Here is a 3,514-nt window from a genome sequence, read left to right as displayed (position 1 = left end):
TCGGCGAGGTAGCCGGTGATCGCAGCGACGATGCCGCGGGTCGATTTGCAGGTGACGGTCAGGACGTGGCTTTTCATGAGAAGCTCCAAACTCGCCGGCCAAGCCTTAGATGAGGTTTCGCCGGATTGAGGCGTTTTCGTTTCGTCGGACGATTGGTCAGGCGTTCGTGGGCGCGGGTGCATGGAGATAGAGACAGCCGTCTTCGATCTCGATCCGATACGACCGCGCGCGCGGACAGCCTTTCGGTCCCCCATGGACCGCACCGCTTGCCAGGTCGAACTCCGCGAAATGCAGCGGGCAGACGATGCGCCCGCCCTCGAGGAATCCTTCGGAAAGCGAGGCGTCCGCATGCGGGCACTTGTCCTGAAGCGCGAAATACGCCTCCCCCTGCCGGACGAGGACGATATCGCCGACCGCTCCGGCCGGCACCTTCGCCATCTCTCCATCGGCGAGGGGAACGAGCGGCCCGAGCTTCTGCCGGATCGTGACCTCGTCCCGGACGGGAACATCATCGGTGGATGTCAGCGGTGCATCGACCCGCCTTGCGAGCCCTGCGGCAAACCGGTGGATCTCGCGCGGCCGGTTCACGCCGACCGCAAAGGTCTCGAAACGCCAGAAGGGATGGTCATCGCCGTCCACGCAGAGTGGTTCCGCGGACGGATCGGGAAGCCCGGCGATCTGAATCGTAAGATCGTACTGATCGGACCAGAACCGGGGAACGGAGGGCGGCGGCGAGGCGAGCCCCAATACCGCCCGTACCGCAAGGTCGGCCTGGTCGTTGGCATTCTGCCAGCTTTCGATACGCATCCCGTCGGGGTGACGGGCACTCCTCCGGCAGGCGACGTCGCCGATCGCGAAGATGTTCGGATCGCTCGTCGCACCGTTCGCATCCGTCATGATGCCATCCCGGCAATCGAGGCCCGCGCGCCGCGCGAGATGATCGTTCGGATGGATGCCGATCGCCACGACGAGGAGGTCGGCAGTCATGACCTCTCCATTAAGATGGGCTGCGACGCCGTCCGATCGTTCTTCGAAGACCGGCATACTGCTCATATGCAGCGCCACGCCGTTGCGCCGATGCACGTCCGCAACGAAGTCCGAGACGGCCGCGGGCAGGACACGCGGGCAAAGGCGCGCCTGCCGTGCGAAGAGATCGACGCCGATGGACGCGGTGCGGGCGGCGGCGGCGACTTCGAGGCCGAGCCACCCGCCGCCCAGAACGAAGACGCGCCTTGCGCCTTGCAGCGCGATCCGCAGCCCTTCGGCATCGCTGGCGGTCCTGATGGTGTGGACGCGTCCGTGACCCCGGCTGAGCAGCGGCACGCGCCTGGCCGTGCCTCCCGTCGCCAGGATCAATCGGTCGTAGGCCTGCCGGAGACCGGACGCCGTTTCGACCGTCCGTTCGGCGCGGTCGATGTGGACGACGGTTTCGTTGAGATGCAGGTCGATCGAAAGCGCGGCAGCCTCGGTGCCGGTGAGCACGGCGGTCAAACCCTTGCCTCCGGCGCGCGGAACCGCGAAGGACTTGGAGAGGGGAGGCCGCTCGTAGGGCGGGTGTCCTTCGTCGCTGAAGAGGGTGATGCTCCCCGTATGGCCGAGTTCACGCAGAGCCTTCGCCGCCATGCCGCCGGCCTGCCCCGCGCCGACGATGACGATCGCGTTCCCGGTCTCCCGCACGGGCTCCATGAACAGGCCATCGCCCTCCTCGATCCAGCCGTCGTCGAGGATCTCGCAGTAGATGCCGAAGTTCTTCTCGAAGTCGCTGATCAGCGTCCTCAGCACCGCACGGTCCTCGGGAAGGCCGAGCTGCTGCAGTGTGGTGAAGCTGCAGCGGCCGCATTCCATCGTGCCCTTGAGGCGCAGGCTTCCGATGCGGAACGCCTTCCCGAGCAGCCTTTGCTCGGGCGTGGCATCGCCCGCGACCGCCTCGAAGTCCACCACGATGTTGGGACGGAAACGGCGCTCGTCGATGACGCTCCCCGGCAATAGCCGCTTCAAAGCGTCGATCGACTGCCGGCTGAGCAGGTGGATGGGGCTGTGGGCATAGCGCGGCTCGGCGCGTCGTCCCGCAAGGTCGGTTCCGTATCGCCGGACCGAGACCGGCCGCCCGAAGAGGGAGGCCAGCCCCGCTTTCAGTTGCGGGTCGTCGGCTCGCAGCCATTCCGTCCCGTCGAGCGAGAGGGACAGGGTGTCGGCGTCATCCAGTCTTGCCGACAACATCGGCGCGGCATTCCAGTGCCTTTGCCGGGAGGGATAGACGATCTCATGGGTCTCGTCATCGAAAAGCCCGAACACCCGATCGCCCACGGGCCCGGCTTTTGTGAATCGGGTACGGGGCAGCCGTTCTCCGCAGACGGAGCTGACAGGGTAGCGCCACAGGGCCTCCACTTTTCCAAGCTTGATCTCAGCCATGTGAACTCCCGACTGCTTGCTTGTTGTTACGCTGAAAGCCCGGCGCTACCGGTGCGCGGTCTCTGGATGGCAATCCTTCGTCCGAAAGCCGATGGTCTCGACAGCTCCGCTCAGTACTGCGGCGGCGTAATCACCCAGACGACTTTCGCCGGCTCCTTGCCCGAGTTGGCGCAGCGGTGCGTCTCGGTGCTCTTGAACGAGAAGCTGTCGCCCGCGTTCAGGCGGAAGAACTGGCCCGCGATCCAAAGGTCCAGCGTTCCGCTGATCACCAGCCCGGCCTCCACGCCCTCATGGCTGTAGTCGCCGCTGTCCGCTCCGGGGTCGATCGTGCTCATCAGCATCTCCAGCGGACCGCTGAGATTCGGGGAAAGCAGCTCCTCCTCGATCCCGAGCGCCGTGAAGGTCAGCTTCCGGCGGTTGTTCGCCCGCACGACGATATCCTTCTCGTCCGCCGGAACGTCGCTTCCATGGAAGAACCAGTTGATCTGGACCCCCAGCGTCGTGCTGATCCGTTTCAGGACCCCGATCGGCAGCTTCGACTGGTTTCGCTCGATCTGGCTGAGATATCCGACCGAAATCCCCGACGCGTCCGCGACCTCCTGAAGGGTCAGCCCCTTGACCTTGCGAAGCTCACGGATCTGTCCGCCGATGGCGTCCTCGTGCGTCTGCTCGTCGGCAAGTGAGGCGTCGATGGTTTGCGATTGGCGTGGCGGCATGATCGTTCCTTCGTTCACCGAGGAATCGTTACCCTCCGCCCGTGGTCGAGACAACACGCTCGTTTTCGGCTCCTTGCGCTGCTGCAACATTGTTCCGTTGATAAACGGATAGGCATGAAAAATCAATATAGAATTTTCACAATTGAATAATTTGTTTTTTGATTATAAAAGGTACTCATAAGAATTTCGCTGACCAAGATCGTCTGCTCGGTTTCTGCCATTGCCATCCCTGGAGAGTTGCCCATGAAGATCCTCGTACCAGTCAAGCGTGTGGTCGACTACAACGTTAAGATCCGTGTGAAGTCGGATGGCTCGGGTGTCGAGCTTTCGAATGTGAAGATGTCGATGAACCCGTTCGACGAGATCTCGGTTGAGGAGGCGCTTCG

2 protein-coding genes and 2 pseudogenes are annotated in these 3,514 nt (G+C 63.6%); 1 reads left to right on the top strand and 3 read right to left on the bottom strand.

The features are described 5' to 3' along the window. The 3 genes and pseudogenes from ACIIOY_RS26700 to ACIIOY_RS26690 all read right to left on the bottom strand — a co-directional run. Positions 1–77, bottom strand: a pseudogene (locus ACIIOY_RS26700) (formyltetrahydrofolate deformylase); the annotation flags it as partial. A 79-nt stretch (positions 78–156) separates the two neighbouring features. After that, positions 157–2,412, bottom strand: coding sequence for an FAD-dependent oxidoreductase (locus ACIIOY_RS26695; protein ID WP_411037698.1), 2,256 nt, complete (start codon positions 2,410–2,412; stop codon positions 157–159). 110 nt (positions 2,413–2,522) lie between these two features. Further along, positions 2,523–3,128: a helix-turn-helix domain-containing protein gene (locus ACIIOY_RS26690; RefSeq protein WP_411037697.1), complete on the bottom strand. Its 606-nt coding sequence runs from the start codon at positions 3,126–3,128 to the stop codon at positions 2,523–2,525. A 243-nt stretch (positions 3,129–3,371) separates the two neighbouring features. Here ACIIOY_RS26690 and ACIIOY_RS26685 point away from each other — a divergent pair. Next, positions 3,372–3,514 (top strand): annotated as a pseudogene (locus tag ACIIOY_RS26685) (electron transfer flavoprotein subunit beta/FixA family protein); the annotation flags it as partial.

The sequence above is a fragment of the Shinella agrisoli genome (assembly GCF_046557955.1).
In the GTDB taxonomy this organism is placed as follows: domain Bacteria; phylum Pseudomonadota; class Alphaproteobacteria; order Rhizobiales; family Rhizobiaceae; genus Shinella.
Note: the sequence above shows the minus strand (reverse complement) of the source record. Positions and strands in the feature narration are given on the sequence as shown.

Excerpts from the sequence above, each read along its gene's own strand:
- ACIIOY_RS26695 (WP_411037698.1), bottom strand. The coding sequence starts at position 2,412 with ATGGCTGAGATCAAGCTTGGAAAAGTGGAGGCCCTGTGGCGCTACCCT.
- ACIIOY_RS26690 (WP_411037697.1), bottom strand. The coding sequence starts at position 3,128 with ATGCCGCCACGCCAATCGCAAACCATCGACGCCTCACTTGCCGACGAG.